At 71.2% G+C, this 25,601-nt stretch carries 18 protein-coding genes; 7 read left to right on the forward strand and 11 right to left on the reverse strand.

Annotation, left to right across the window (positions count from 1 at the left end):
- Position 1 precedes the first annotated feature (1 nt).
- A complete protein-coding gene (locus tag ACFC1X_RS03825) occupies positions 2-901 on the reverse strand; it encodes a YbhN family protein (RefSeq protein ID WP_376348548.1) in 900 nt (299 codons plus the stop codon).
- Positions 902-1,099: 198 nt separating this feature from the next.
- Between ACFC1X_RS03825 and ACFC1X_RS03830 the strand changes: the two genes are divergently transcribed.
- A complete protein-coding gene (locus tag ACFC1X_RS03830) occupies positions 1,100-2,980 on the forward strand; it encodes an ABC transporter ATP-binding protein (RefSeq protein WP_376348458.1) in 1,881 nt (626 codons plus the stop codon).
- Between the two features lie 3 nt (positions 2,981-2,983).
- Here ACFC1X_RS03830 and ACFC1X_RS03835 read toward each other — a convergent pair whose 3' ends face one another.
- From ACFC1X_RS03835 to ACFC1X_RS03880, 10 genes are all read right to left on the reverse strand, one after another.
- Positions 2,984-4,765, reverse strand: a complete 1,782-nt coding sequence (locus ACFC1X_RS03835) for a SpoIIE family protein phosphatase (RefSeq protein ID WP_376348459.1) — start codon at positions 4,763-4,765, stop codon at positions 2,984-2,986.
- 116 nt (positions 4,766-4,881) lie between these two features.
- Entirely contained in the window at positions 4,882-6,486 is a 1,605-nt protein-coding gene (locus tag ACFC1X_RS03840; RefSeq protein WP_376348460.1) for a glycoside hydrolase family 13 protein, read from the reverse strand.
- Between the two features lie 131 nt (positions 6,487-6,617).
- The gene (locus ACFC1X_RS03845) at positions 6,618-7,493 is read right to left on the reverse strand and encodes a carbohydrate ABC transporter permease (protein ID WP_376348462.1); all 876 of its coding nucleotides are present in this window, start codon (positions 7,491-7,493) and stop codon (positions 6,618-6,620) included.
- Between the two features lie 17 nt (positions 7,494-7,510).
- Entirely contained in the window at positions 7,511-8,470 is a 960-nt protein-coding gene (locus ACFC1X_RS03850) for a carbohydrate ABC transporter permease (protein WP_376348464.1), read from the reverse strand.
- 67 nt (positions 8,471-8,537) lie between these two features.
- Positions 8,538-9,953, reverse strand: coding sequence for an extracellular solute-binding protein (locus ACFC1X_RS03855; protein ID WP_376348466.1), 1,416 nt, complete (start codon positions 9,951-9,953; stop codon positions 8,538-8,540).
- 151 nt (positions 9,954-10,104) lie between these two features.
- Positions 10,105-11,118, reverse strand: coding sequence for a LacI family DNA-binding transcriptional regulator (locus ACFC1X_RS03860; RefSeq protein ID WP_376348468.1), 1,014 nt, complete (start codon positions 11,116-11,118; stop codon positions 10,105-10,107).
- A gap of 84 nt (positions 11,119-11,202) precedes the next feature.
- Entirely contained in the window at positions 11,203-15,492 is a 4,290-nt protein-coding gene (locus ACFC1X_RS03865; RefSeq protein WP_376348470.1) for a discoidin domain-containing protein, read from the reverse strand.
- A gap of 263 nt (positions 15,493-15,755) precedes the next feature.
- Positions 15,756-16,766 carry a LacI family DNA-binding transcriptional regulator gene (locus ACFC1X_RS03870; RefSeq protein ID WP_376348472.1) on the reverse strand — a complete coding sequence of 337 codons (1,011 nt, stop codon included), beginning with the start codon at positions 16,764-16,766 and terminating at the stop codon, positions 15,756-15,758.
- Between the two features lie 70 nt (positions 16,767-16,836).
- On the reverse strand, positions 16,837-17,805 hold the full coding sequence (locus tag ACFC1X_RS03875) for an endonuclease/exonuclease/phosphatase family protein (protein ID WP_376348473.1): 969 nt from the start codon (positions 17,803-17,805) through the stop codon (positions 16,837-16,839).
- A 148-nt stretch (positions 17,806-17,953) separates the two neighbouring features.
- Positions 17,954-18,403: a cold-shock protein gene (locus ACFC1X_RS03880; protein WP_376348475.1), complete on the reverse strand. Its 450-nt coding sequence runs from the start codon at positions 18,401-18,403 to the stop codon at positions 17,954-17,956.
- A gap of 251 nt (positions 18,404-18,654) precedes the next feature.
- On the opposite strand from ACFC1X_RS03880, the gene ACFC1X_RS03885 reads away from it, so the two are divergent.
- From ACFC1X_RS03885 to ACFC1X_RS03910, 6 genes are all read left to right on the forward strand, one after another.
- Entirely contained in the window at positions 18,655-19,974 is a 1,320-nt protein-coding gene (locus ACFC1X_RS03885) for a cysteate synthase (RefSeq protein WP_376348476.1), read from the forward strand.
- Positions 19,975-20,063: 89 nt separating this feature from the next.
- Positions 20,064-21,116 (forward strand): alpha-hydroxy acid oxidase, encoded by a 1,053-nt coding sequence (locus tag ACFC1X_RS03890; RefSeq protein ID WP_376348478.1) that lies wholly within the window; start codon positions 20,064-20,066, stop codon positions 21,114-21,116.
- A gap of 94 nt (positions 21,117-21,210) precedes the next feature.
- The gene (gene dpgA, locus ACFC1X_RS03895; RefSeq protein ID WP_376348479.1) at positions 21,211-22,290 is read left to right on the forward strand and encodes a 3,5-dihydroxyphenylacetyl-CoA synthase DpgA; all 1,080 of its coding nucleotides are present in this window, start codon (positions 21,211-21,213) and stop codon (positions 22,288-22,290) included.
- The gene (gene dpgB, locus ACFC1X_RS03900; protein ID WP_376348481.1) at positions 22,284-22,940 is read left to right on the forward strand and encodes an enoyl-CoA-hydratase DpgB; all 657 of its coding nucleotides are present in this window, start codon (positions 22,284-22,286) and stop codon (positions 22,938-22,940) included. The genes dpgA and dpgB overlap by 7 nt, the downstream gene beginning before the upstream one ends.
- Positions 22,937-24,130: a (3,5-dihydroxyphenyl)acetyl-CoA 1,2-dioxygenase DpgC gene (dpgC, locus tag ACFC1X_RS03905; RefSeq protein WP_376348483.1), complete on the forward strand. Its 1,194-nt coding sequence runs from the start codon at positions 22,937-22,939 to the stop codon at positions 24,128-24,130. The genes dpgB and dpgC overlap by 4 nt, the downstream gene beginning before the upstream one ends.
- A gap of 79 nt (positions 24,131-24,209) precedes the next feature.
- On the forward strand, positions 24,210-25,595 hold the full coding sequence (locus ACFC1X_RS03910) for a sulfotransferase (RefSeq protein WP_376348485.1): 1,386 nt from the start codon (positions 24,210-24,212) through the stop codon (positions 25,593-25,595).
- Positions 25,596-25,601 lie beyond the last annotated feature (6 nt).

Consider the following 25,601-nt stretch of genomic DNA (forward strand, 5'->3'; position numbering starts at 1 on the left):
CTCAGATCACCCGCATCCGCACCAGCGCCGCCAGCGTCAACGCCCCCGGCAGCAGCGGCAGCCAGACCGTCAGGAGCCGGAACGCCAGCACCACCGCCGTGGCCACCGCCGCCGGGCCGCCCGCCGCCACCAGCGCCACGACCAGCGCCGCCTCGACCGAACCGATACCGCCCGGCGTCGGTACCAGCGCCACCGCGACGGTCGCCGCCAGGTACGCCACCGCCATGTGCGCGACCGGCACCGGCAGCCCCAGCGACACGCCCACCAGGACCAGCGCGGACGCCTGCAGCGCGGGGAACGCGAGCGCGCCGCCCCACAGCGCCACCGCCCGCGCCGGGCGACGGTGCACCGAGCGGGCCTCACCGAGCGCCGTCCGCAGGAACGAGGCCACCGCCCCGCGCAGCCGCGGCACCAGCACGAGCACCCCCGCCGCCACCACCGGCACCGCGCCCGCGACCACCAGCAGCGGCCCCACCGCCCCCTCGGGCAGCAGCGTGCCGAGCCGCAGCGCGCCGGGGAACAGGACGAACAACGCGCCCAGCAGGACGAGCCGGCCCACGCTCTCCGCCAGCAGGTACAGGGCGAGGGCGGCCGAGGACCGCGCCAGCGGCAGCCCGCACACCGCCATGAACCGCAGGTTGACCGCGCTCGCGCCCAGGCCCGTCGGCAGCAGGTGGTTGGCCGCGCCCGCCGCGAACTGCGTGGCCAGCAGCCGCCGTCGGGGCAGCCGTTCCACCACCGCGCCCTGCCGGGTGCAGGCGGCGGCCACCCAGGTCAGACAGGTCGCGCCGGCCGCCGCCAGCAGCCACGGCCAGCGGGCCGTGGCGAGATGACCGAAGCCCTCGGCGAGCACCGACCGGTGCCGCACCGCGACCACGGTGACCAGCAGCAGCGGAAGCACGCACAGGATCCGCCGGACCGGAACCCGGCGCAGGAGCGGCTTCTCGGGCAGTCGTGGGAGTCGTACCGCTGTCGTCACACCACAAGACATTCCCCCAGCCGCGCCAACTACGGATGGCCGACGCGCGGACGACGGCTTACGGACCGCGGGCGGCGCCGCCTTGACCTCAAGGTTGCTTGAGGTTCTACCGTCCTTCGCATGAGCATGGAGACCACAGCCTGGACCCAACTGCACAGCGTCATGAACGCCGAGCAGGAGCGCCGACCCCTCGCCCGCGCCACGCTGCGCCGCATCGCCGCCTTCGCCCGCCCGCACCGCACCCGCATCGTCCGGTTCGTGCTGCTCGGGGTGGTGACCGCACTCCTCGCCGTCGCCACCCCCGTCCTGGCCGGACGCGTCGTGAACGCGATCGTGTCGGGCGGCGACGAGGGCAGGGTCGTCCGCCTCGCCCTGCTCATCGCCCTCATCGCGGTCGCCGAGGCGGTGCTCGGCATCCTCTCCCGCAGGATCTCGGCGACGCTGGGGGAGGGGCTCATCCTCGATCTGCGCACGGCCGTGTTCGATCATGTGCAGCGCATGCCGGTCGCGTTCTTCACACGTACTCGTACGGGCGCGCTGGTCTCCCGGCTCAACAACGACGTCATCGGCGCCCAGCGCGCCTTCAGCAACACCCTGTCCGGTGTCGTCAGCAACCTCGTCACCCTCGTGCTCACCCTCGCCGTGATGCTCACCCTGTCCTGGCAGATCACCCTGCTCGCCCTGGCGCTGCTCCCGGTGTTCGTGCTCCCGGCCCGGCGGATGGGGCGCCGCATGGCCCGCATGCAGCGCGAGGCCGCCGCCCTCAACGCCGCGATGGGCACCCGGATGACCGAGCGGTTCTCGGCACCCGGCGCCACCCTGATCAAACTCTTCGGCCGCCCCGAGGACGAGTCCGCCGAATTCGCCGACCGGGCCCGCCGCGTCGCCGACATCGGGGTGCGCACCGCCACCGCCCAGGCCGCCTTCATCACCGCCCTCACCCTGGTCTCCGCCCTGGCCCTCGCCCTCGTCTACGGCCTCGGCGGCTTCCTCGCCCTGCGCGGCAGCCTGGACCCCGGCGCCGTCGTCGCCCTGGCCCTGCTGCTCACCCGCCTCTACGCGCCGCTCACCGCGCTCGCCGGGGCCCGCGTGGAGGTCATGAGCGCCCTCGTCAGCTTCGAGCGGGTCTTCGAGGTGCTGGACCTGACCCCGCTCATCGACGAGAAGCCCGACGCCCGCCCGGTCCCCGACGGCCCGGTCGCCGTCGAGTTCGACGACGTCCGCTTCGGCTACCCGGCCGCCGACAAGGTCTCCCTCGCCTCCCTCGAAGAAGTCGCCACCCTGGACACCCGCGGCGGCGACGAGGTCCTCCACGGCCTCTCCTTCCGCGCCGAACCCGGACAGACCATCGCCCTCGTCGGCTCCTCCGGCGCCGGCAAGTCCACCATCGCCGGACTGCTGCCGCGCCTGTACGACACCGACGGCGGCACCGTCCGCGTCGGCGGCGTCGACGTCCGCGACCTGAGCGCCCGGTCGCTGCGCGACACCGTCGGCATGGTCACCCAGGACGGCCACCTCTTCCACGACACCGTCCGCGCCAACCTGCTGCTGGCCCGCCCCGGGGCGAGCGACACCGAACTGTGGGACGCGCTGCGCCGCGCCCGCCTCACCGACCTCGTCCGGTCCCTGCCCGACGGCCTCGACACCGTGGTCGGCGAGCGCGGCTACCGGCTCTCCGGCGGCGAACGCCAGCGCATGACCATCGCCCGGCTGCTGCTCGCCCGCCAGCGCGTCGTCATCCTGGACGAGGCCACCGCCCACCTCGACAACACCTCCGAGGCGGCCGTCCAGGAGGCCCTCACCGAAGCCCTGGCGGACCGGACCGCCCTGGTGATCGCGCACCGGCTCTCCACGGTCCGCGCGGCTGACCGGATCTTGGTGGTCGAGGCCGGCCGCATCGTGGAGAGCGGCACCCACGAGGAACTCCTGGCCGCCCAGGGCCGCTACGCCCAACTGCACCGCACCCAGTTCGCCCGCCGGACGATGGACAAGGCGGCGTAGCCGCTACCGCGGGCCGGACACCCCGGCCCGCATCGGCAGGTCCTGCTCGGCCCAGACCACCTTGCCGTCGGGGGTGCGGCACGAACCCCAGCGCCGGCACAGCATGTTGATCAGCTGCAGACCCCGCCCGCTCTCGTCGCTCACGTCCGCGTGCTGGATCTGCGGCAGGTCGGGACCGGAGTCGGAGACCTCCACCGACAGCCGCTCGTGCCGCAGCAGCCGCAGCTCACCCGGGGCGTTCCCGTACCGCAGGGCGTTGCCGACCAGTTCGCTGACCACCAGCTCCGTCGTATCGACCAGATCCTCCAGACCCCACCGCTCCAACTGCTCGCGCACCGCCGTACGGGCCTGTCCGGCGGCCTTGCCGTCTGGTGGCAGCGGGCGTACGTACACGTCGCACTCCGGACCGAGCGGCCGGGCGAGGGCCGCCAGGACGATCGCGTCGTCCGACCGGTCACCGCCGATCCGCTCGGCGACGGCCCGGCATTCGGTGCCGTCCGCGGGCAGGCCCTCGCCGACCGCCACGCGCAGCCGCTCCAACTGCGTGCCCAGGTCGGCCGTGCGCGATCTGACCAGCCCGTCCGTGAACAGCGTCAGCCGGCTCCGCTCGGGCACCGGCAGCTCGACCACGTCGTACGGGATCACCCCCGCCCCCAGCGGCGCCCCCGCGGGCACCTCCAGGAACGCGGAGACACCGTCGGGCCCGGTCAGCAGCGGCGGCGGGTGACCGGCGCTGGAGACGCGGAACGTGCCGCCGTACGGGTCGTACACCGCGCACAGACAGGTGGCGACCTGGTCCTCCTCCAGGTCGCGGGCGGCCAGGTCGAGGCGGGCCAGCAGCCGCTCGGGCGCGATGTCCAGCGCCATCAGGGTCCGGGCCACCGTGCGCAGCCGGCCCATGGTCGCGGCGGCGGCCAGACCGCGCCCCATCACATCGCCCACCATCAGGGCGGTACGTCCGCTGGGCAGCGCGACCACGTCGAACCAGTCGCCGCCCACCGCGGCCGGATCGGCGGCCGGGTCGTAGCACGAGGTCACGTCGAGCCCGGGAGTGCTCGGGCTGGACCGGGGGAGCAGCGCCCGCTGCAGCGTCACCACGTGGTCGCGCTCGCGCCCGTAGAGCCTGGCGTTGTCGATGTACACGGCGGCCTTGGACGCCAGCTCCATGGCCAGGGCCACGTCGGTCCGGTTGAACGGCGCCCGGTGGCCGGCCCGTACGAAGTCGGCGAGCCCCAGCAGCACCCCGCGGGCGATCAGCGGCACCGCCAGATAGGAGTGGACGCCCGCCCGGCGCATGATGTCCGACGACTCGCGCGAGGGCGCGATCACGGCGAAGTCCGCCCGCGTCATCCGGGTCACCAGCACCGGCCGGCGGGAGGTGAGGCACCGTTGCCCCAGCCGGTCGGCGGTGTGCACCGACAGCTCGCCCACGGGATCGGGCGCGAGGTTCAGGCCCTCGACCTCCGACACCGCCATGGCCCTGAGCCGCGGCGCGCCCCCTCCCGGGACCCGGTCGCCCTCCTGGAACCGCAGGACCGAGTCCAGCAGGTCCACCGCGGCGCCGTCGGCCAGCTCCGGCACGGTGAAGTCGGCCAGCTCCTCCGCCGTCCGCCGCACGTCGAGCGTGGTGCCGATGCTCAGGTCCGCCGCGTTCAACCAGGCCAGCCGGCGTCGCGCGCCCAGCGCCTCCGTCATCGACCGCAGCGCGCCCCGCGCCGCCCGGTGCCCGCTCACGAGGGGATTCGGGGGGCGGCGCACCCCGGGCAGCCACGGTCGTTCCCGCACGCGTCGCCTCCTCCCACGGCATCCTGACCCGATTCTGCCCTGCCTCGGGTCGAGCGGCGACGGCGAGGCCCCGATCGGCGGGGGAGCGCCGACCGGGGCACCGGTCAGGTGGCGGCTCAGTCGCGCAGCCAGACCGCCGTGTCGACGGGCAGCCGGCCGTCCCCGTCCAGCGGCCGGCTGCCGAGCAGCAGGGAGCGGTGCGCGGGCAGCTCGACCGGCGCCGCCGACAGATTGACCACGCACACCAGACCGCCCGGGCGCCGGAACGCGAGGACCCCGTCGGGTGCGGGCAGCCAGTCCAGCGGACCGTCACCGAGACCCTCGGTGGTGCGCCGCAGCCGCAGCGCCTCGCGGTAGAGCGCCAGCATCGACCCCGGGTCCGCGGCCTGCCTGTCGGCCGCGTACCGCGCCCAGCCCTCCGGCTGCGGCAGCCAGGGCTCGGTCTCGGAGCCGAAACCGCAGTACGGGGCGTCGGCCGCCCAGGGCAGCGGCACCCGGCAGCCGTCCCGGCCCGGATCCGTGCCCCCGGAGCGGAAGTGCATCGGGTCCTGGATGCTCCCGCGCGGGACGTCGGCCTCGGGCAGGCCGAGTTCCTCACCCTGGTACAGGTAGACGGAGCCCGGCAGGGCCAGCGTGAGCAGGGCGGCCGCGCGGGCGCGCCGGGTGCCGAGGGCCGGGTCGGTCGGCGTCCCGAACGCCTTCTTCGCGAAGTCGAAGCCGGTGTCCTCGCGGCCGTACCGGGTCACCGTCCGGGTCACGTCGTGGTTGCACAGCACCCAGGTGGCGGGGGCGCCGACCGGAGCGTGCTCGGCCAGCGTGTCGTCGATGGTGCGGCGCAGCCGTCCCGCGTCCCAGGGGCAGGACAGGAAGTTGAAGTTGAAGGCCGTGTGCAGTTCGTCGGGCCGCAGATAGCGCGCGAAACGCTCGGCGTCGGGCAGCCACACCTCGCCCACGAAGACGCCCCCGTAGGCGTCGGCGACGGCCCGCCAGGAGCGGTAGATGTCGTGCAGCTCGTCCTGGTCGATGTACGGGTGCGGGTCGACGCCCTCCACGAAGTCCGCCAGGGCGGGGTCCTTGGCGAGCAGCGCGGCGGAGTCGATGCGGACGCCCGCCACCCCGCGCTCGAACCAGAACCGCAGGATCTCCTCGTGCTCCCGGCGCACCTCCGGATGGGCCCAGTTGAGGTCGGGCTGCTCCGGCGTGAACAGGTGCAGGTACCACTCGCCGTCCGGCACCCGGGTCCAGGTGCGGCCGGAGAACTGGGAGGGCCAGTCGTTGGGCGGCAGTTCACCGTTCTCGCCGCGGCCCGGCCGGAAGTGGAACCGCTCCCGCTCCGCGCTGCCCGGACCGGCGGCCAGCGCCGCCCGGAACCAGGCATGCTGGTCGGAGACGTGGTTGGGGACGATGTCGACGATGGTGCGGATGCCCATCTCCCGTGCCTCGGCGATGAGTTTCTCGGCCTCGCCGAGGGTGCCGAAGGCCGGGTCGATGGTGCGGTAGTCGGCGACGTCGTAGCCGCCGTCGACGAGCGGGGAGACGTACCAGGGCGTGAACCAGACGGCGTCGACGCCGAGTTCGGCGAGGTAGGGCAGTCGCGCCCGGACGCCCGCGAGATCACCGGTGCCGTCGCCGTCGCCGTCGGCGAAACTGCGGGGGTACACCTGGTAGATGACGGCGTCGCGCCACCAGTCTGCGGTGCGGTGCGAGGTGGGGGCTGCCACGTGACGGTCCTTTCGGGCAGGGTGGATCTTCGCCGCCGGCCCGGACAGTGCGGGGCGTCGGACGGGCCGGCGGCGAAGGTTGACGGGACGAGCCGGCGGGGCGGAAGAGGAGGAGGGCGGGGCGCGGTGCCTCAGCCCTTGAGCCCTCCGGCGGTGAGTCCGCTCATGATGTTGCGCTGGAAGATCAGGAAGATGATGAGCGTGGGCAGTGACGCCATGGTCAGCGCGGCGATCAGCACGTTGACGGGTACACCGTTGGACAGCGAGTAGATCCCCACGTTCAGGGTCTGCCTGGCCGGGTCGGGCAGGGTCAGCATGGGCCAGAGGAAGTCCTTCCAGACGCCCACGATCGCGAAGATGGACACCACGCCGAGGATCGGCCGCGAGATCGGCAGGACGATCGACCGGAGGGTGCGCATCGGCGACGCGCCGTCCATCGAGGCGGCGTCGAGCAGTTCCCTGGGGATCGAGTCGAAGAACCGCTTCAGCAGGAAGATGTTGAAGGCGTTGGTCACCGAGGGCAGCCAGATCGCCCACGGCGTGTTCAGCAGGTTGCGTTCGAAGATCGGCACGTCGAGCACCGTCAGGTACTGCGGCACGACCAGGACGGTCGCCGGGATCATCAGCGTCGCCAGCATCATGCCGAGGATGGCCTTGCCGAAGACCGGACGGAGCTTGGAGAGCGAGTAGGCGGCCGCCACGTCGAGCACCAGCTGGAAGGCGAGCGCGCCGAACGCGTAGTACAGCGTGTTCCCCAGCAGGCCGGCCAGATCCATGACGTTCCAGGCCTGCGTGTAGTTGTCCGGTTCGAAGGACTCGGGGACCAGCGTCGGCGGGGTTCGGACGACCTCCTGGGTGTCCTTGAACCCGCTGGAGACCATCCAGTACATGGGGCCGAGGAAGACCACGGTGAACAGCGTGATCACACCGCCGAACGTCACCCAGTAGAGGACCTTGCCGCGGGGCCGGGCGAGCTGGGCCGGCGAGATGAGCGTGCGTGTGGACATCGGTGGATTCCCCCGGCCTACTCGTCCTCGGCGCGGTTGAGCTTCACGTACGCCGCCGAGAACCCGGCCAGCAGTACGAGGAGCAGCAGGCCGAGGGCCGCCGCGGCGCCGTAGTTGTTGAAGTTGAAGGCGTACTGATAGATGAGGTAGACGACGGTGGTGGTCGAGCCCTCGGGCCCGGCCCCGCCGGTGAGCAGGAAGGGCTCCACGAAGACCTGCATGGTGGCGATGACCTGCATGAGCAGCATCAGCGAGAGGATGAGCCGCGTCTGCGGGATCGTCACGTGCCAGACCTTGCGCAGCAGTCCGGCCCCGTCCAGCTCCGCCGCCTCGTACAGCTCCCCCGGGATGCCCTGGAGCGCGGCGAGGTAGATGAGTGCCGCGCCGCCCATGTTCATCCACGTCGACGCGATGACCACGGACAGCATCGAGAGGTCGGGGTCCTGGAGCCACTGCTGCTCGGGCAGCCCGACGGAACCGAGCAGTTCGTTGAGCAGCCCGTAACCGGGGTCGTACAGGTACTTGAAGAGCAGGACCGCGGCGACCGGCGGGAGCATCACCGGCAGGTAGACCAGCAGCCGCAGGTACCCCTTGCCGTGCCTGAGTTCGTTGATGACGAGCGCGACGACGAACGGCACGGCGAAGCCGAGGACCAGGGCCAGCACGGTGAACAGCAGCGTGTTGCGCCACGCCTGCCAGAAGGCCGGGTCGTTGAAGACCGTTCGCAGGTTGTCCAGGCCGACCCAGGAGACCTCGCCCTGGTCCGTCTTCTGAAAGGCGAGGAGGAACTCCCGGACCATCGGGTACCAGGAGAAGAACGCGAAGCAGAGGACCGCTCCGATCAGGAAGCCGTGCGCGGTGAGGTTGCGCTTCAGGCTCCTGCCGAAGGACCCGCCGCGCGGGGGCGGGCCGTCCACCGGCGGCTGGGCGTGGCGGGCTCTCGCCGCCTTGCTCGGGGTCAGGCTGGGGGCCGACATCGTCGCTCCTTGGGACTGATCTCATGGGCCCCGGGGGGCGGTGCGGCCCGCCCCCCGAGGGAGCCGGTCACTGCGTGGCCAGGACCTGGTCGACCTGCTTCTCCGCGCTGGAGAGCAGCTTGTCGATGTCGGCGTCCTTGTTGGTGAGGATGCCGGACATCACGTTGTCCAGGACCTTGTAGACCTCCTGCGCCTTCGGCGGCTCGGCCATGCCCGGCACCGGGTTGTCCATGAACGCCTTGAAGTTCTCGACCGGCATCGTGGCGTGCTCGATCCGGGCCGCGTCGTCCTTCTTCTTCGACTCGTTCAGCCAGAAGTTGGGCTGCGGGAGGCCGACCGGCAGCTTGTCGGCCTTCTTGCGGGCCCAGTCGAACTGTCCCTTGCCGACGGTGAGGTTCTCGAAGTTCAGCCAGGCGACGGCCGCCTTGACCTTGTCGGCGGAGATCCCCTTCTTGATCATGTAACTGTTGCCGCCGGCCAGCGTGTTCTTCTCACCCGGGATCGGCCCCATGCCGAAGTTCTCGTAGTCCGCGCCGAGTTGCTGGACCATGTAGGTGATGTCGTCGGGCGCGGCGAGGAACATGCCGAGCTTGTCGGTGGCGATCTGCTTCTGGAGGTCGCCCCACTTGAGCAGCTGGGTCTTGCCCATGCTCTCGTCCTCCCAGCGCATGGCGTGGAGGTTCTCGGCGACCTGCTTGCCCGTCTCGTTGTTGAACGCGGCCTTCTTGCCGCTCTCGTCGACGACCTGGGCGCCGCGGCTGTACATCTGGGCGGTGAAGTGCCAGCCACCGGTGTTGCCCGCGCTGTACTCGCCGAAGCCGGCGATGCCGTCGCCCAGACCGGCTATCTTCTTCGCGGCGGTGCGGACCTCGTCCCAGGTGCGCGGCGGGTTGTCCGGGTCAAGTCCGGCCTTCTCGAAGAGCTTGCGGTTGATCAGCAGGCCCATCGTGTAGTTGCTGGTGGGCAGGCCGTAGAGCTTGTTCTCGTGCTTCAGCGAGCCCAGGACGTTCGGGTCGATGTCCTTGAGGGCGGGGACGGTCTTGTCGTTGACGTACGCCGTGATGTCCTCGGCGCCGTCGTTGTCCAGCACCTGCGGCAGGTCGGTGAAGTAGGTGTAGAAGACGTCGGGCTGCGACTTGGCCTTGAGCATCGCCGTGAAGCGCGGCGGCTCCAGGCACTGGCCCGGGGTGGAGCGGCCCTCGATGGTGACGTTGGGGTAGATCTTGTTGAACTCCTTGACGTCCTCCTTCCACTCCTTCAGCTCGGCCGCCTTCGCCGTCGGTGGCATGCAGTCGATGGTGATCGTGACCTTGGTCTTCGGGTCCAGCGGAGCAGCCGGGTCGGAGGACCCGCTGCCGCTTTCGGAACCGCCGCCGTCGTCACTGCTGCTCGTGCCGCAGGCGGCCAGAGCGGTCAGGGTGAGAGCGGAGACGAGCGTGATGGCGCCGGCACGGCGAGTACGGCGGAACCGAGCACTTCTCATGGGTGGTCCCCTTCGGGCATGAACGTGGAAGGCGCCCCACCGCCGATGCGTTGTGGGGCGCCGCTCACTCAACCACCGCGAACAAGTGAACGCAATATCCCGCGCTGATTTCGTAATTGCTTGACAGTCGGCCGAAGAAGTTGAGGATCCGCTACCGGGCCCCAACCTGCGCGGTGGAGCCCCGAACGACGAGTTCCGGTTCGAAGAGCAGCTCGCCGTGCGGGACTTCGGTGCCTTGGATCTGGGCGCAGAGGAGGTCGACGGCGGCGCGTCCCATGGCTTCGATGGGTTGGCGGACGGTGGTGAGGGGTGGTTCGGTGCAGGTCATGAAGGCGGAGTCGTCGTAGCCGATGACGGAGACGTCGTGGGGTACGTGGAGTCCGCGTCGGCGTGCGGCGCGTACGGCGCCGAGGGCGAGGGGGTCGCTGGCGCAGATGATGCCGGTGACGCCGCGCTCCAGCAGTCGGGCGGCGGCGGCCTGGCCGCCTTCCAGGGAGAACATGGCCCGTTCCACGAACGCGTCGGGCAGGGCGGCGTGCAGGGCTCCGGCCGCTTCCCGGGCGGCGGCGAGCTTCCTGCGGGACGGGATGTGGTCGGACGGTCCCAGCACGAGGCCGATGCGCTCGTGGCCCAGCGATGCCAGGTGCCGCCAGGACTGCTCCACGGCCACGGCGTCGTCGCACGCGATGCACGGGAAGTCCAGATCCGGGATGGAGGCGTTGATGAGCACGACGGGGATGTTGCGCTCGGCGAGCAGCCGGTAGTGGTCGTGCGGCGCGTCCGCCTGCGCGAACAGGCCGCCGCCGGCGAAGACGACGCCGGAGACCTGCTGCTGGAGCAGCAGCTCGACGTAGTCGGCCTCGGAGACGCCGCCCTTGGTTTGGGTGCACAGCACCGGCGTCAGGCCCTGCTGGGCGAGCGCACCGCCGATGACCTCGGCGAACGCGGGAAAGATCGGGTTCTGCAGCTCGGGCAGCACCAGCCCCACGAGCCTCGCTCTCTCGCCCCGCAGCTGGGTGGGCCGCTCGTATCCCAGGACGTCCAACGCGCTGAGCACGGACCTCCGGGTCGCCTCGGAGACCCCGGGCTTGCCGTTGAGTACCCGGCTGACCGTGGCCTCGCTGACCCCAACCTTCTTCGCCACCTGAGCAAGTCGTCGTGTCACAAACGCAAGACTAGCGCAAGCCTCTGCAAGAGGCTTGCGCCAGTCAGTAGCCTGACCGACAAGGGCCGGTGCGGCCCGCTCGGTCTACGGGTTGCGGTTGATCTTGAAGGTGGACGTCGTGTTCCGGATGTCCACGGCGTTGCCCTCCAGCCTCAGCCCGTTGAACGTGACCTCGCCGACCGCGGGGCCCTGCCCCGGCTCGGGCATCTCGTTGGCCCAGAGGCCGAAGCCGGACTTGGCGTCGAACGCGTCACCGCTCTTGCGCGCGCCGGTGATGGACACGTCGGTGAAGACGGTGTCCTTGATCGGGAACTGCGGCTGCCCTCCCACGTAGTTCGTCTGGAACATGATGCCGCTGTACGTCGGATCGACGATGTCGACGTTGTTGACCCGGATCCCCTGGAACACCTTGGACGCGGAGAACACCCAGATGCCGGGGAAGGTCTGCTGTCCCCAGAAGTGGCCGCCGGCCCGGACGATCGAGATGTTCTCGAAGGTCGTCGGATCGGTGCCGAAGCCGTTCATCGGGTAGCCGAAGTCCAGCGAACTGATGGTGATGCCGGAGTAGACCAGGGTGTCCGCGATGTGGATGTTGCGGAAGGTGTTGTTGTAGCCGCCGTAGACGGCGAGTCCCGCGGCACGCCAGGTCAGCGTCGTCGAGAGGTTCTCGTACAGGTTGTTCTTCATGTCCGCGCCGCCGGCGTCGATCGCCGAGAACAGCGCGAAGCTGTCGTCACCGGTCGCCCGGGCGTCGTTGTTGGACACCAGGTTGTCGGTCGAGCCGTTGGTCATGTTGACACCGTCGGCGAACATGTTGCGGATCCGGGAGTTCTTGATCGTGATCCGGTCGCTGTTGGCGCCCCAGTAGAGGCACACCATGTGCTCGTTCCAGATGTTGTCGATCACGATGTCCGACACGTTGGAGAAGTCGAACACCTTGCCCGGACCGTCGATGCGGCTGGTGTAGTTGCCGAAGTAGGCGAAGTTCGCGAACGACGACCCCTTCGCGCTCGCCTCGGCCCGGAAGCCGACGTCGGTGTTGTCCTGCGTCGTGGGCGCGTGGAACTTGGTGAACCACGGACCGGCGCCCACCACCTTCACCGCCTTGCCGTACACCTGGAACTTGCTCGACGTCTGGTAATCACCGGCCGGCAGGTACACCCCGACCAGCTTGCCGGAGGTGTCCATGCGGACCCGGTCGAGCGCGTTCTGCACGTCCTGGTGCGTGAACCCGGCCGGCACCGCGTACGCCGCCGGGTCGGGGTTGGCCACCGGGGCGACCTGCTCCAGGTTGACGAAGTCGATCGCGTAGTCGGTGTTGTTCGCGGCGTCCTTCTGCAACCGGATCCTGCTGCCCGCCGGGACGGTCTCGCCCAGCATCAGGTGCGCCTCGTCGTAGATGTGACGCGGCGCGCCCGAGCCGGGGGAGTTGCCGGGCGAGGCCTCGTTGCCGTAGAGCCAGGCGTACTTCGACGTCAGCGGCAGCGCCTTCTTCATGACGCCGTCGACGTAGACGTTGATCGTGGAGTTGATGCCGCCGCCGCCCGGCGCGTCCGGGATGGAGAAGCGGGTCACCAGGGTGTTGGTGGCGGCCCGGGTGGTGAACTCGACGTACTCGCCGGTCGCGTCGAGCTCGACCGCCTTGCGGCCGGAGGCTTCCCCGGCGATGTCGCCGATGGTCCGGTTCGGTCCGGCCACGGTGGCACCGCCGCCGACCGTGCCGTCCTCCGCCTCGTACATGTCGTACGGCATGTTGGCGCCGCGTCCGACGAACAGCGGCTGCGTGGAGGTGTTGTTCTCCCGCTTGACCGGCAGTTCGTTGGCGTCGTCGGCCACCTTCACCTTCAAGGTGTACGAGCCGTTGGCCGCCTTCCAGGGGCCGAGGCTCACCGCGGGGCTCGTCGAACCGGCGGCGATGACACCGGAGTGCGTGCCGGTCAGCGTCTTGACGGTGGCGCCGTCGGAGTCCACCAGGGTGAGCGTCACCGCGTGGCCGCCGCCCGCGGAGTCCTGGGTGCCCTGGTTGCGCAGCGCGACCTTGAACGTGACGTCGTCACCGGCGGCCGGGCTGGAGGGGGAGGTGGTGACGGTCGCGGCGACCAGGTCGGAACTCCGGACCGGCTTGACGACCAGCGGCTCCGGACGCGTGTAGGTGTTGTTGGTCTCGTTCTGCTCGATGATCTCGCCGGCCTCGTCGGCGACCGCGCTCAGCTCGTAGGAGCCGGCGTCGCGCGCCCCGATGGAGGCGCTGACCGTGCTCTGCGCACCCGCCTGAAGCGCGCCCACGGAGGCGGTGGCGACCTTGGTGTCACCGAGCCGCAGGGCGACCTTGCCGGCCGGACTCGCCGCGGCGCCGCTGTTGCGGACGGTGGCCGACACGGTGATCTCGTCCGACTCGACGGGCGAGGCGGGCGAGGTGGCCAGCTTCGTCACCTCCAGGTCGGGGTTGGGCGCGGGGGCGCCGATCACCTGGAACTCGGCGATCTGCCCGGCCGTCGCCCCCGTGTTGGAGGTGAACCTGAGCTGCACGTCGGCGACCCGGCCGTCGACGGGCACGGTCACGCTGTTGCCGCCGCTCGCCGGATCGAAGACGTAGTCCTTCGCGGCCACCAGGCTGCTGAACCCGGAGGCCGCCTGCTCGCGGCCGAGCACCTGGATGTTCTGGGTGCGCTTGGACCAACTGGTGTCGGGGTTGAGCTTGAGTACGACGGCACTGATGTCGGCGTTGGCGCCGAGCTTGAGGGTCAGCGTGTTCGGGTAGCTGCCCGCCGCCCCCTCCCAGTAGGTCGACGTGCTGTTGTCGTTGGCGTTCTCGGCGACGTACGTGTGGATCACCGACGAGGCGCTGATCGGCTTGCCGACGGCCAGGTTCGAGCCGTCCCTGGTGCCGTTGCGGAGGACGGAGTTGCTGTCGCCCGACACGTTGCCGGCCGCGTCCCTGGCCCGCACGAAGTAGGTCACGTTCGCGGCGACGGGCTGGGTGTCGGTGTACGTGGTGACGTCGCCCGCGACGCTCTTGCGGAGCTTGTTGTCGGCGTAGACGTCGTACCCGGTGACGCCCTTGTTGTCGGTGGAGGCGCTCCAGGTCAGCTTCACCTGACCGGCGGTGGGCTCGGTGAGGGCGAGGTTCGACGGCGCGGTCGGCGCCTGCGTGTCACCGTTGTCGCCGCGCCGGGTGACCGTGTTGCTGTTCCCCGACACGTTGCCGGCCGCGTCCTTGGCCCGCACATGGTAGGTGACCGTCGCGTCGCCCGGACGGGTGTCGGTGTACGTGGTGACGTTCCCGCCGACCGAGGTCAGCAGGTCACCGTTGGCGTAGATGTCGTACCCCGTGACGGCCGTGTCGTCCGAGGACGCGTTCCAGGTCAGCCTGATCTGGCCGGTCGCCGGCTCGGTGAGGGCGAGGTTCGCGGGGGTGGTCGGGGCCTGGGTGTCGCCGCCCGCCGGGCCGTAGACCTCCAGCTCGGAGACCTGGGCGGCCGGCTGGCCGGTGTTCGCGGTCACCAGGACGCGCACGTAGCGGGCGGTCGTGGCGTCGAAGGCGACCGTCGCCGACTGGCCGCCCGCCGCGTCGAAGGTGTACGCCTTGGCGGCGGTCAGGTCGCCGAAGTCCGAGCCGTTCTCGCTCGCCTGGATCTTCAGGGTCTGGCTGCGGGCACCCCAGCCGTCCGGCAGCCGCAGCACCACGCGGTCGACCCTGCGGGAGGCGCCGAGGTCGGCCTGGATCCACTGCGGCAGCGCGTTGTTGGCGCTCTCCCAGTAGGTGGCCTTGTTGCCGTCGTTGCCGTTGCCGGCCGTGTACGCCCCCGTGGAACTGCTCGCCGTCAGAGTCCGGTTCGCGGCGAGGTTCGTCGACGACTCCCCGGCCGCGCGCACCTCGAGTTCGGAGAGCTGCGCCGCCTGCCAGCCGGTGTTGGCCGTGATCTCGACCCGCACGAACCGCGTCCTGGTGGCGGGGAAGCTCACGGTGACCGTGTTGCCCGACCCCGGGTCGAAGCGGTAGGTGGCGGAACCCTTCAGGGTGCTGAAGCTCGTACCGTCGGCGCTGCCCTGGAGGGAGAGTGTCTGGTCGCGGCGCTCCCAGCCGGCGGGCAGTCTCAGGACCACCTCGTCGATCCGCTCCGTGGTGCCGAGGTCGGTCTGGACCCACTGCGGGAGGCTGCCGCCGCCGCTCTGCCAGTACGAACCCTGGTTGCCGTCGGTGATGTTGGCGGCGCCGTACTCACCGTGCGCGCTGCTCGCCGCCGTGGCGTCCCCCACGGCGATGTTGGGTCCGCCTGCCGCCGTGGCCGACAGCAGGGGGCCGCCCAGCGCCAGGAGACTGGTCGCGACCACCGTGCACAGCGCACGTGATCTCCAGTTCCGGATTCTCATCTGTCCCCGATCTCCGCCTCGTTCCTGAATGTTCTCTGTCATTTACGTTGAGCGCTCAGAGAGTTGCAGAGAACTGTTGAGTCGTCTACAGGATGTGCGGCATGAACTCCGCGCACGGCGGACCGGCGCGGTAGTGGTGGGGTGTAAGGAACTCCCGGGTGGTGCCCTGGAACAGCGACTTTCACGGGCTCCGTCGGAGAACCGCAAGCCGCTGCCATTTCCCGCAAGGAATTTGCGGGCGGGGACGGGTGAGAGGTCTGCGGTCAGCCGGCGGACGGCTGCGCCGTGGAGCCGCGGACGACCAGTTCCGGTTCGAAGAGCAGCTCGCCGTGCGGGACTTCGGTGCCTTGGATCTGGGCGCAGAGGAGGTCGACGGCGGCGCGTCCCATGGCTTCGATGGGTTGGCGGACGGTGGTGAGGGGTGGTTCGGTGCAGGTCATGAAGGCGGAGTCGTCGTAGCCGATGACGGAGACGTCGTGGGGGACGTGGAGTCCGCGTCGGCGGGCGGCGCGTACGGCGCCGAGGGCGAGGGGGTCGCTGGCGCAGATGATGCCGGTGACGCCGCGTTCGAGGAGGCGGGCGGCGGCGGCCTGGCCGCCTTCCAGGGAGAACATGGCGCGTTCCACGAACTCGTCCGGCAGCTCGGCGTGCGCGGCCCCGGCCGCTTCCCGGGCGGCGGCGAGCTTCCTGCGGGACGGGATGTGGTCGGACGGACCGAGCACGAGGCCGATGCGCTCGTGCCCCAGCGATGCCAGGTGCCGCCAGGACTGCTCCACGGCCACGGCGTCGTCGCACGCGATGCACGGGAAGTCGAGGTTCTCGATCGACGCGTTGATCAGCACCACCGGGATGTTTCGCTCCGCCAGCAGCCGGTAGTGGTCGTGCGGGGCGTCCGCCTGCGCGAACAGACCGCCCGCGAAGACCACCCCCGAGACCTGCTGCTGGAGCAGCAGCTCGACGTAGTCGGCCTCGGAGACGCCGCCCTTGGTCTGGGTGCACAGCACCGGCGTCAGCCCCTGCTGGGCGAGCGCGCCGCCAATGACCTCGGCGAACGCGGGGAAGATCGGGTTCTGCAGCTCGGGCAGCACCAGCCCGACCAGCCGGGCCCGTTCGCCCCGCAGCTGGGTGGGCCGCTCGTAGCCCAGGACGTCCAACGCGCTCAGCACGGCCTGCCGGGTCGCGTCGGAGACCCCGGGCTTGCCGTTGAGCACCCGGCTGACCGTGGCCTCGCTGACCCCAACCTTCTTCGCCACCTGAGCAAGTCGTCGCGTCACACACGAAAGGCTAACGCAAGCACCGCAAGCGGCTTGCTCGGCGGCCGCATTGGGACGGCTGCGCACTGATTCAGGTGGTATGCACCGGTCGGTCCCAAGTGACCCGTGCGAGGACCGGAAGGTGGTCGCTGCCGGTGGCGGACAGGGTGCGTATGTGGCCGACCGTCGCGGAGCGGGCCAGAACCTGGTCGATCCGGGCCATCGGGAACGCGGCGGGGAAGCTGAGGGCGACGCCCCGCTCGGGCACGTTCAGCTCGCTGGTCAGCGGATCGAGTGCCCGGTCGTCGACGGTGCCGTTGAGGTCGCCCAGCAGGACCACCCTGCGCGACCGCTCCGCCGCGACGGCGTCGCCGAGCAGCCCGGCGCTCTCGTCCCGCCAGGACGACGCGAGGCCGGAGACCCCGACCCGGACCGACGGCAGATGCGCGACGTAGACGGCGACCTCGCCGCGCGGCGTGTGCGCCACGGCCCGCAGCCCGCGCTCCCACTCCTCCGTGATGCCCCGCGGTCTGATGTCCAGCGGTCGGGCCCCGCTGAGCGGATGCTTCGACCAGAGTCCGACCGTGCCCCGGACCGTCCGGTACGGGTAGTCCTGGGCGAGGGTCTTCTCGTAGACCGCCCGGGCGGGCGCCACCAGTTCCTGGAGCGCTATCAGGTCGGGCCCCGCACCGGCCAGTGCGCGGGCCGTTCCCGCCGGGTCGGTGTTCTCGTCGCTGACGTTGTGCTGCACCACGACGAGGTCGCCGGCGCCGGGCTCCGGCGCGGGCAGGAGCAGCGAGCCGAACTGGTACGTCCAGGCCGCCACCGGCAGCAGCAGGGCGACCAGCGCGAGAGCCGAACGGCGCAGCAGCGCCGGCGGGAGCAGCAGCACGACCAGCGCGCCGAGCCACGGCAGGAAGGACTCCAGCAGGCTGCCCAGCCCGCCGGGCCGGTTGGGAACCACGCCGTGGAACACCAGCAGCAGGGCGGTGAACGCGGCCACCCCGGCCCATACCCGCCCGCGCCGCCAGCTCCACCCAGGCTTCGCCCGCTCGGTCATCGCTCCTCGTTCCGTCGCCCTCGCTGTCAGGACGACGAAACCGGTAGATCGAGTTCCGGACGATGGAAGGAAGCGCTTTGCAAGGGTGCCGACTCCCAGCATGGGAAAGGGCCCCACGGATGCGCACCCGTGGGGCCCTCTCCCCTGCTCAGCCTTCGACCCAGCCGTGCTTCCTGCCGTACTCGACCAGCCGCTGCCGGAGCCGCAGGATCTGCTCCCCGGACAGCGACGGAGCCGCGCTCAGCATGAGTTCCGTCATCTCGTGGGTGAACTCCGCGGCGCCCAGCACATCACACGTCGGCTCCTCCGCCTCGTGGAACGAGGGCATCGGCGAATGCGCCGGCGCGGCGGACCGCAGCGGCGCGACATGCGCAGGCGCCACGGCCGGCGGCGCCCCGTCGGCCAGCTGCACGGACGACGCCTTCAGCCCGCGGTCGCCCTCCTCCACCTCGAACTTCACCCAGGCCCCGGAACGCACCGACGTCTCCGGGATCAGCAGATCATTGGCATGCAGGAAGACGTCCTCCCCGCCGTGCTCGGGAGCGATGAACCCGTAGCCCCGCACCCCGTCGAACCTGACAACCCTGCCTACCGCCATCTCAACCACACACCTTCTCGCACCTCTGAGCCCCAACGACTCGACAGGATGGTAACTCCGGACCGCGGCGAGTGCGGACCGGGACGTTCAAGTGGGGCCGAGCGTCAGTTGAACACGCAACCGTTGAGGGGTGTGCCGGGCGGCGCACTCATAGATCGGAAGGCCCCGCTGCCGTACGCTGACTGCCGCACCGCGATTCCCGAAACCTCCGCATTCGAGCCATGTCCAAGTGGTCGGCGAAAGGTGGGTACATGGCCGGGAACGGGCGGCGCGGTACGGACGGGAAGGCCGCGGCCGGGGACCGGCACTACGTACTCGTGTGCTCGCTGTGCGGCGACCGCCGGCCCGACGACGGCCTGATCCTGGACTGCCCGCGGGACCATCCGCCCGCACTGCTCAGAACCGAGTACGCCAACCCGCGGTTCACCCCCGACCAGGCGTACGACGGACTGTTCCGCTACCGGGAGTGGCTGCCCGTGGTCCGCGCCCCCCGATCGACGGGCCGGGGCGTCGTGTACCGCAGCCGCGGCCTCGCCGGCGCCCTCGGACTGCCACGGCTGTGGATCGCGTTCAACGGCTACTGGCCGGAACGCGGCGCCTCGCTCGAAACCGGCACCTTCAAGGAGTTCGAGGCCCTCACGGTGCTCGGCCGGCTCCCGGGCCGGGAGCACGTCCTGACCGTCGCCTCGTCGGGCAACACCGCCGCCGCGTTCGCCTGGGTCTGCTCCCGGCAGCGGGTGCCCTGCCTGATCGTCGTCTCCGGCAAGGGCCTGGGCCGACTGCGGTTCCCCGGGACCCTCGACCCCTGTGTGACGCTCGTGGTCATCGACGACGGCGACTATCCCGACGCCATCGCACTCGCGTCCTCGATCTCCCGCCTGCCGCCCTTCCGGGCCGAGGGCGGCGTGAAGAACGTCGGCCGCCGGGACGGCCTGGCGGCCGTACTGCTGACGGCGTACGAGGAAATGAGATGCCTGCCGTCGCACTACTTCCAGGCCGTGGGCAGCGGCACCGGCGCCATCGCGGTCCTCGAGGCCGCCCGCCGGATCAGCGGCGCCGCCGGCGGACTTCCGCTGCCCCGACTCATGCTGTGCCAGAACCTGCCGTTCACCCCCATCCACGACGCCTGGCGCATGGGGGAGACCGTGCGGGAACCCGAACTCACCGACGGCTTCCGGGAGTCCATCGCCAAGGTGCATGCCGACGAGCTGACGAACTGGGCACCCCCCTACAGCATCCGCGCGGGCGTCCGCGACGCGCTGCGCGACAGCGACGGCGACGTCCTGGTCGTCGACAACGCCTCCGTCGTCGTCGCCAGGAACATGTTCCGCACACTCGAAGGGATCGACATCGAACCCGCAGCGGGTGTGGCCGTCGCCTGCCTGCGCGACGCGGTGGCCCAGGGGAAGGTCGACCGGGACTCGGTCGTCCTGCTGAACATCACCGGTGGCGGGCGCCGCCGCCTCGCGACGGACCGCCCTCTGGTAGGCGCCCGGCCGCACTGGCGCCTGACGAAGGACGCACTCGCCGAGGACGGACTGGCGCAGCGGATCGCCGCGCGACGCACATGAACGGCTTGGACGGGAGGAGCGGCGACAGGCGATACTCAAGCGCTCCTCAAGGAAATCGCTGCGTGCTGCTTTGATCGGGGAAGGATCTGATGCGGCTCTCGCTCGGCGACTACGCCCGACTGGCGCGCGAACGGCTGGACCCACCCGTCTGGGACTTCCTCGACGGCGGCGCCGGTGAGGAACGCACCCTACTGGCCAACACCACCGCCTTCGACCGGGTGCGGCTGCGGCCCACGGTACTGAGCGGAGTCACCGCCCCGGAACTCCAGACCAAGATCCTCGACCGCCCGTGGGCGGTTCCGCTGGCCGTCGCGCCGATGGCCTACCACACCCTGGCGCACCCGGAGGGCGAGGTCGCCACCGTCCGGGCCGCGGCGCGGCGCGGCGTCCCCGTCGTCGTCAGCATGTTCGCCGGCCGCACCTTCGAGGACCTCGCCGCCGCGGCCGGCGCTCCGCTCTGGCTCCAGACGTACTGTCTGCGCGACCGCGCCACCGTCCGACGGCTCGTGGAACGTGCCGAGCACGCCCGGTTCGAAGCGGTCGTCCTCACCGTCGACACCCCCCGCCTGGGCCGGCGGCTGCGCGACCTGCGCAACGGCTTCCGGCTGCCCCCGGGCGTCGGACCCGCCAACCTCGACGGCGACGGCTTCGACAGCCCGGCGGGCCACGCCCTGACCCGGTTCGACCCGGCGCAGGACTGGGGCTGGGTCGAGTGGCTGCGGTCGGTCACCCGGCTGCCGATCGTCCTGAAGGGGATCCTCACCGGGGCGGACGCGGCACGCGCGGTCACCGCCGGGGTGGACGGAATCATCGTCTCGAATCACGGCGGACGCCAACTCGACGGCGTACCGGCGTCCCTGGACGCGCTGCCGGAAGTCGCGGCCGCGGTGTCGGACGCGTGCCCGGTCCTCCTCGACGGGGGCGTGCGCCGCGGCGCCGACGTCCTGGCCGCCCGTGCGATGGGCGCGGACGCCGTCCTCCTCGGCCGTCCCGTGCTGTACGGACTCGCCGTGGACGGCGAGGAGGGCGTCGCGCGCACGCTCGACCTGCTGGTCGACGAACTCACCGACGCCATGACCCTCACCGGCACGCCTTCCGTGGCGGCGGTCTCCCCAGAGCTGGTCAGCACCTCGTCCATGTGACCGAAGAAGACAAGAGAGAGGAGATGGTGATGTCCGGCTGGACCGTCAAGCGGCTTGTCCGCAGCAAGCGTCGTATGTGGGGGTGGACCTTCCGATGACCGTCCGGGCCCGGATCGTCGGCGTGGGCACGGCCGTGCCGCCGACCTCGTACTCGCAGCAGGAAGTGCTGGACACCTTCGAGATCACCGACGCCAGGGCGCGTGGCGTCTTCCTCAACAGCGCCATCGAGCGACGCCACCTGGTGCTCCCCCCGCCCGGCGCCGACGGCCGCCCCGTCCGCGAGCAGCAGGGCGATCTGCTCGACAAGCACAGGACCCACGCCGTGGAGTCCGGAATCCGCGCCTTGGAAGCCTGCCTGAAGCGGGCCGGCGCGAGCCTCGCCGACGTGCGTCACCTGTGCTGCGTCACCTCGACGGGATTCCTCACCCCGGGGCTGAGCGCACTGATCATCCGTGAACTGGGCATCGACCGGGACTGCAGCCGCTCCGACATCGTCGGGATGGGCTGCAACGCGGGCCTGAACGCACTGAATCTGGTCGCCGGCTGGTCGGTGGCCAACCCCGGCGAGCTGGCCGTCGTCCTGTGCTCGGAGGCGTGCTCGGCCGCCTACGCCATGGACGCCACCATGCGGACGGCCGTGGTGAACAGCCTCTTCGGCGACGGAGCCGCGGCGGTCGCGCTGATCGCCGGCGAACCCGCGCCCCCCGCACACCGGCCCGGCGCGGGCGCGGACGGCCCGCGCATCCTCCGGTTCGCCAGCCACATCATCCCCGACGCCGTGGGCGCCATGCGGTACGACTGGGACCGGGACCTGGGCAGGTTCAGCTTCTTCCTCGACCCGCAGATCCCCTACGTCATCGGCGCGCACGCCGAAGAGGTCACCGACCGCCTGCTGGCCGGAACCGGCCTGCTCCGCGACGACATCAGCCACTGGCTGGTGCACTCGGGCGGCAAGAAGGTCATCGACGCGGTCGTCGTCAACCTCGGCCTGAGCCGCCACGCCGTCCGGCACACCACCGGAGTCCTGCGCGACTACGGGAACGTCTCCAGCGGGTCGTTCCTGTTCTCCTACGAGCGTCTCCTGGAGGAACAGGTGGCCACCCCCGGCGAATACGGCGTCCTCATGACCATGGGACCCGGCTCCACCATCGAGACGGCGCTGATCCAATGGTGACCGGCGAGAGCTTCCACCTGGAGATCGACGGCTCCGCACACCTCACGGCGGACTCCGTGCGCGCCGTGGAGACGGCCTGCGCCGCCGCCGAGCGCGACGGGTTCCTCGCCGTGGCCGTCACCGGCGTACCGGACGGCATGCGCACCGAGGCCGATGTCGCCCTGGTCAGCAAGTGGGAACGGGCACTGCGACGGCTCGAACGGCTGCCCGCGACCACGATCGCGGTCGCCTCCGGCGCGGTCGGCGGCCCCGCCCTCGACGCGCTCCTCGCCACCGACCACCGCATCGCGACCCCCGACACCCGCCTGGAGGTCTCGCTGAGCGGTGCGGCCACCTGGCCGGGCATGGCGCTGCACCGGCTCGTCCAGCAGGCCGGCATCGCGGCCGTGCGGCACGCGGTCCTGTTCGGGCAGCCCCTGACGGCGGCGCGAGCACTGGCCCTCGACCTCGTCCACGACCTCGTCGACGCGCCCCTGCCCGCGCTGACCGAGGCCGTCGCGGCGGCCCGCCTCCGCTCCGGCCGCGAACTGGCCATCAGACGGCAGCTGATGCACGACGCCGCCACGACCAGCTTCGAGGACGCACTCGGCGCCCACCTCGCGGCCTGCGACCGGACGCTCCGTCAGGCCGCGGCGGGAGCGGGCCGATGACAGCCGGGGCGCCCGAGGCGCCGGACGGGCTCGACGCAGACCTACGCCGAGATCTGGCCCGGCTCACCGACGACTCCGCGACCTCGGACCGGGCCAGGAAACTGCGGGTCGAGATCATGGACCGGCACGCGGACGCCCTCTACGACCGGCTCACCGACGGGCGCTCGGCGCACCCGCGCCTCGACCGGCTGATGGCCGACACGGCCAAGGCGTTCCCCGCGCTGGTGCCGACCGAGATCGACCAGGGGATCTTCCTGCGCGGCGTCCTGCGCGCACCGGACGCCGGCCCGCACCTGCTGTCGTCGATGCTCCGTCCGACCGAGCGCGCGCTGGCCCTGCTGCCGGAGTTCCGCCGGACCGGGTCCGTGGAGACACACTCGCTGCACGTGGAGCGCCGGGACGGCGTGGCCCACCTGACCATGTGCCGGGACGACTGCCTGAACGCCGAGGACAACCGCCAGGTCGACGACATGGAGACGGCCGTCGACCTGGCCCTGCTCGACCCGGACGTGGAGGTCGGCGTCCTGCGCGGCGGGACCATGACGCACCCCCGCTACCGCGGGCGACGGGTCTTCAGCGCCGGCATCAACCTCAAGAGCCTGCACGCCGGGGAGATCTCACTGGTCGGCTTCCTGCTCCGGCGTGAACTGGGCTACATCAGCAAGCTCGTCCGGGGCCTGCTCGTCGAGCGGGACGACGACTGGCGGTCGGCCACGGTGGAGAAGCCGTGGATCGCCGCCGTCGACACCTTCGCCATCGGGGGAGGCTGCCAGCTCCTGCTCGTCCTCGACCACGTGATCGCCGGCTCGGACGCCTACGTCAGCCTCCCCGCCGCACGCGAGGGCATCGTCCCCGGCGTGTCGAACCTGCGGCTCGGCCGCGTCGCCGGATCGCGCCTCGCCCGCCAGGTCATCCTGGGCGGACGGCGCATCTGGGCGACGTCCCCCCAGGCGCGCGCGCTGATCGACGAGGTCGTGGAACCCGACGAGATCGACGCCGCCGTCGACCGGGCGGCCCAGCGGCTGCGCGCCCCGGCGGCCGTCCCGAACCGCAGCATGCTCAACCTCGCCGAGGAACCCCCCGACGTGTTCCGCGCCTACGTCGCCGAGTTCGCCCTGCGGCAGGCGCTGCGGCTGCACGCGGAGGACGTGCGGGACAAAGCGGCCCGATTCGGCGGCCGAGCCACATGACCCGTCCCGCACGGCCACGAGCCGTCCGGGACGTCTTCGTCGACGCGCGCCCACCCGCGCGCAGAACTGGAGGAGTGCGGTGCGCAGTCACCAGCCCGAACCGGCCGAACCGGCAGGCACGGACGCGGGAACCGGTCCCCCCGATCCGGTCGTCGCCACCGCACGCCGCCGACTGGACGAACTGCGCACCGTGCGGACACCGGTCGAGGACTTCAGGACGGCGGTCAGGGAGCTGGTGGTCATCGCCTCCCCCTTCCGGGGCGGCACCACACTGCTGACGGAGCTCCTCCGCGGCGCCGAGGACCTCCTGCACTTCCAGGCCGAGATGCAGCCCATCCTGCGCCTGGCCGGGTGGACCCACCCGGAGAACGGCGCCGACTCCGAACGGCTCTCCGGCCTCACCGGAGACGTCGCGCTCCTCGAAAGCGAACTGGGCAGCGACGTGGGCAACCCGGTGAGCGACTGGGGCGCCATCGACTGGTCGCGGTTCGCCCAGGACGTCCTGTGGCGGTGGATCGTGCAGTGGCCCACGGCACCGCTCAGCCTGGCCGAGGTCGAATCCATGCTGGCGAAGGCGCTCGCGGACCAACCGCCCGGCGGCCTCGACGACGGCAGCGGCGATCCCACCCGGGCGGTCGGCCTCACCCTGCTGAAGATGCTGACGACCCGGTACGAGTGCGCGAACCCGTACTACGCCGACGTCTCGGCGGCCGAGATCAACGGCATCCTCCCGGGCGCGCCCCGGCCGGCCGGACCGCACGGCGACACCGTCCTCGAATTCGCGCCCCTCGCCCTGCCCAAACCCTGGAAGAGGGCGACGCGGCGGGAGGTGGAGAGCCGGACGGTCATCACCAAGACCCCGGTCAACGTCTACAAACTGGGGGCCCTCAGGGAGTTCTTCCCCCGGGCCCGCATGAGGATCATCCACCTCACCCGCAACCCGGGCGCCGCGATCAGCAGCTACCGCGAGGCATGGCTGTCGCACTGGTTTTTCAACGCCCGGGTCGGCACCCCGCTGAACATCGCCGGATACACCGAACCGGGACGGCCGTGGAGCCGTGACTGGTGGAAGCTCGACTTCCCGCCGGGCTGGCAGGATCTCACCGAAGCCCCGCTGGAGGAGGTCTGCGCCACCCAGTGGCGCTGCTCGCACACCGCCATCCTCGACTTCGCGGCGCGGAACAAGGACATCGACGTCCTCCGTCTCCAGTACGAGGACCTGATCGGCACCGCCCACGAACGCACCCGTGCCATCGGCGAGTTGGCGAGCTGGCTCGGCACGGACCGCTCACCCCTGCTGGCCCCGGCGGTGCGGGGGATGACCCCCATGAACGCCCTCACGCTGCCGCGGCGCGCGAAGTGGTACGGCAACTACGACGTCCTCAAGGACGCCCTGAACAGCCCCGACGTGCTGTCCCTCGCGGCGGAGCTGGGCTACTCGACGGACCTGACCGACTGGCCGTGACCCACG

Source organism: Streptomyces sp. NPDC056128, assembly GCF_042263835.1.
Taxonomy (GTDB): Bacteria; Actinomycetota; Actinomycetes; order Streptomycetales; family Streptomycetaceae; genus Streptomyces.

Coding starts and splice junctions, on each gene's coding strand:
- ACFC1X_RS03885 (WP_376348476.1), top strand. CDS start 18,655: ATGGCCGGGAACGGGCGGCGCGGTACGGACGGGAAGGCCGCGGCCGGG.
- ACFC1X_RS03880 (WP_376348475.1), bottom strand. CDS start 18,403: ATGGCGGTAGGCAGGGTTGTCAGGTTCGACGGGGTGCGGGGCTACGGG.
- dpgA (WP_376348479.1), top strand. CDS start 21,211: ATGACCGTCCGGGCCCGGATCGTCGGCGTGGGCACGGCCGTGCCGCCG.
- ACFC1X_RS03865 (WP_376348470.1), bottom strand. CDS start 15,492: ATGAGAATCCGGAACTGGAGATCACGTGCGCTGTGCACGGTGGTCGCG.
- ACFC1X_RS03850 (WP_376348464.1), bottom strand. CDS start 8,470: ATGTCGGCCCCCAGCCTGACCCCGAGCAAGGCGGCGAGAGCCCGCCAC.
- dpgB (WP_376348481.1), top strand. CDS start 22,284: ATGGTGACCGGCGAGAGCTTCCACCTGGAGATCGACGGCTCCGCACAC.
- ACFC1X_RS03855 (WP_376348466.1), bottom strand. CDS start 9,953: ATGAGAAGTGCTCGGTTCCGCCGTACTCGCCGTGCCGGCGCCATCACG.
- dpgC (WP_376348483.1), top strand. CDS start 22,937: ATGACAGCCGGGGCGCCCGAGGCGCCGGACGGGCTCGACGCAGACCTA.
- ACFC1X_RS03890 (WP_376348478.1), top strand. CDS start 20,064: ATGCGGCTCTCGCTCGGCGACTACGCCCGACTGGCGCGCGAACGGCTG.
- ACFC1X_RS03845 (WP_376348462.1), bottom strand. CDS start 7,493: ATGTCCACACGCACGCTCATCTCGCCGGCCCAGCTCGCCCGGCCCCGC.
- ACFC1X_RS03830 (WP_376348458.1), top strand. CDS start 1,100: ATGAGCATGGAGACCACAGCCTGGACCCAACTGCACAGCGTCATGAAC.
- ACFC1X_RS03875 (WP_376348473.1), bottom strand. CDS start 17,805: ATGACCGAGCGGGCGAAGCCTGGGTGGAGCTGGCGGCGCGGGCGGGTA.